Genomic DNA, 3275 nt, shown 5'->3' on the forward strand with positions numbered 1-3275 from the left:
GTTGGTGAAGACTGGTGGGTTGTGATTGTATCAATCAATAGTATGAAAGAGTTCTCGTAACAACGAGAGTCTGGAATACGGCACGCAAACTCAAGCTCTATAGCGTTTCTCGCAAGAGAAGCTAACGTTATAGGGACAAGCGAATAAGTGCACATGGTGGATGCCTTGGCGATATCAGGCGATGAAGGACGTTGTAGCCTGCGATAAGCTGCGGGGAGCTGGCAAACAAGCTTTGATCCGCAGATTTCCGAATGGGGAAACCCGGCCCTTTGGGTCATCTCACACTGAATACATAGGTGTGTGAAGCGAACGTGGCGAACTGAAACATCTAAGTAGCTACAGGAAAAGAAATCAACCGAGATTCCCAAAGTAGTGGCGAGCGAAATGGGAACAGCCTGCAAGATTTAGCAGTCGAGATAGCAAAATGCTCTGGAAAGTGCAGCCATAGCGGGTGATAGCCCCGTATGCGAAATCTGGATTGTGGAACTAAGCTTGCGACAAGTAGGGCGGGGCACGTGAAACCCTGTCTGAACATGGGGGGACCATCCTCCAAGGCTAAATACTCGATATCGACCGATAGTGAACCAGTACCGTGAGGGAAAGGCGAAAAGAACCCCGGAAGGGGAGTGAAATAGATCCTGAAACCGTGTGCATACAAACAGTAGGAGCCTCGCAAGGGGTGACTGCGTACCTTTTGTATAATGGGTCAGCGACTTACATTCAGTGGCAAGCTTAACCGTGTAGGGAAGGCGTAGCGAAAGCGAGTCCGAATAGGGCGTTCAGTCGCTGGGTGTAGACCCGAAACCAGATGATCTATCCATGGCCAGGATGAAGGTGCGGTAACACGCACTGGAGGTCCGAACCCACTAGTGTTGAAAAACTAGGGGATGAGCTGTGGATAGGGGTGAAAGGCTAAACAAATCTGGAAATAGCTGGTTCTCTCCGAAAACTATTTAGGTAGTGCCTCAAGTATCACCATCGGGGGTAGAGCACTGTTATGGCTAGGGGGTCATCGCGACTTACCAAACCATTGCAAACTCCGAATACCGATGAGTGCGAGCTTGGGAGACAGACGCCGGGTGCTAACGTCCGACGTCAAGAGGGAAACAACCCAGACCGCCAGCTAAGGTCCCCAAGATTGGCTAAGTGGAAAACGAAGTGGGAAGGCTAAAACAGTCAGGAGGTTGGCTTAGAAGCAGCCATCCTTTAAAGAAAGCGTAATAGCTCACTGATCGAGTCGTCCTGCGCGGAAGATGTAACGGGGCTAAGCCAGTCACCGAAGCTGCGGATCTGCAGTAATGCAGATGGTAGGAGAGCGTTCTGTAAGCCTGCGAAGGTGTCTTGTAAAGGATGCTGGAGGTATCAGAAGTGCGAATGCTGACATGAGTAGCGATAATGCGGGTGAAAAGCCCGCACGCCGTAAGCCCAAGGTTTCCTGTTCAACGTTCATCGGAGCAGGGTGAGTCGGCCCCTAAGGCGAGGCAGAGATGCGTAGCTGATGGGAAGCAGGTTAATATTCCTGCACCGTCGTGTGATGCGATGGGGGGACGGATCGCGGAAGGTTGTCCGGGTGTTGGATGTCCCGGTTCCTAACTCAAAGAAGGCCAGTAGGCAAATCCGCTGGCGTAATTCAAGGGGTTGGGACGAGCGGCTTTATGCCGCGAAGCAATCGGAAGTGGTTCCAAGAAAAGCCTCTAAGCTTCAGTCATACGAGACCGTACCGCAAACCGACACAGGTGGGCGAGATGAGTATTCTAAGGCGCTTGAGAGAACTCGGGAGAAGGAACTCGGCAAATTGGTACCGTAACTTCGGGATAAGGTACGCCCTTGTAGCTTGACTGGCCTGCGCCAGGAGGGTGAAGGGGTTGCAATAAACTGGTGGCTGCGACTGTTTAATAAAAACACAGCACTCTGCAAACACGAAAGTGGACGTATAGGGTGTGACGCCTGCCCGGTGCTGGAAGATTAAATGATGGGGTGCAAGCTCTTGATTGAAGTCCCAGTAAACGGCGGCCGTAACTATAACGGTCCTAAGGTAGCGAAATTCCTTGTCGGGTAAGTTCCGACCTGCACGAATGGCGTAACGATGGCCACACTGTCTCCTCCCGAGACTCAGCGAAGTTGAAGTGTTTGTGATGATGCAATCTACCCGCGGCTAGACGGAAAGACCCCATGAACCTTTACTGTAGCTTTGCATTGGACTTTGAACCAATCTGTGTAGGATAGGTGGGAGGCTTTGAAGCGGTGACGCCAGTTGCCGTGGAGCCAACCTTGAAATACCACCCTGGTTTGTTTGAGGTTCTAACCTTGGCCCGTTATCCGGGTCGGGGACAGTGCATGGTAGGCAGTTTGACTGGGGCGGTCTCCTCCCAAAGTGTAACGGAGGAGTTCGAAGGTACGCTAGGTACGGTCGGACATCGTGCTAATAGTGCAATGGCATAAGCGTGCTTAACTGCGAGACTGACAAGTCGAGCAGGTACGAAAGTAGGACATAGTGATCCGGTGGTTCTGTATGGAAGGGCCATCGCTCAACGGATAAAAGGTACTCTGGGGATAACAGGCTGATTCCTCCCAAGAGTTCATATCGACGGGGGAGTTTGGCACCTCGATGTCGGCTCATCACATCCTGGGGCTGTAGCCGGTCCCAAGGGTATGGCTGTTCGCCATTTAAAGTGGTACGTGAGCTGGGTTTAAAACGTCGTGAGACAGTTTGGTCCCTATCTGCCGTGGGCGTTGGAAGTTTGAGGGGGGCTGCTCCTAGTACGAGAGGACCGGAGTGGACGAACCTCTGGTGTACCGGTTGTCACGCCAGTGGCATTGCCGGGTAGCTAAGTTCGGAAGAGATAACCGCTGAAAGCATCTAAGCGGGAAACTTGCCTCAAGATGAGACTTCCCGGGAACTTGATTCCCCTAAAGGGTCGTTCGAGACCAGGACGTTGATAGGTCAGGTGTGGAAGCGCAGTAATGCGTTAAGCTAACTGATACTAATTGCCCGTGCGGCTTGTCCCTATAACCTTAGCAGGTATAGGCAAGAGTAGCGTGTGACTCGATTGAGCATCACACCCGCCAATATATGTAGTACCCCTACTGCTTCTTCCCAGATTGCGTTGTTTGATGCGCCAGTGCACCGGCCTCAAGCAACACTACAAGTTATGCCTGATGACCATAGCGAGTTGGTACCACCCCTTCCCATCCCGAACAGGACCGTGAAACGACTTCGCGCCGATGATAGTGCTGCAACCAGTGTGAAAGTAGGTTATCGTCAGGCTAGTTAC

At 52.0% G+C, this 3275-nt stretch carries 2 rRNA genes; both read left to right on the top strand.

From position 1 onward, the window contains the following. Positions 1-133 precede the first annotated feature (133 nt). Positions 134-3009: ribosomal RNA gene (locus TSA66_RS01160) — 23S ribosomal RNA — on the top strand. 146 nt (positions 3010-3155) lie between these two features. After that, positions 3156-3268, top strand: a 5S ribosomal RNA gene (rrf, locus tag TSA66_RS01165). The last annotated feature ends 7 nt before the right edge of the window (positions 3269-3275 follow it).

The sequence above is a fragment of the Noviherbaspirillum autotrophicum genome (genome assembly GCF_000818395.1).
Lineage (GTDB): Bacteria > Pseudomonadota > Gammaproteobacteria > Burkholderiales > Burkholderiaceae_D > Noviherbaspirillum > Noviherbaspirillum autotrophicum.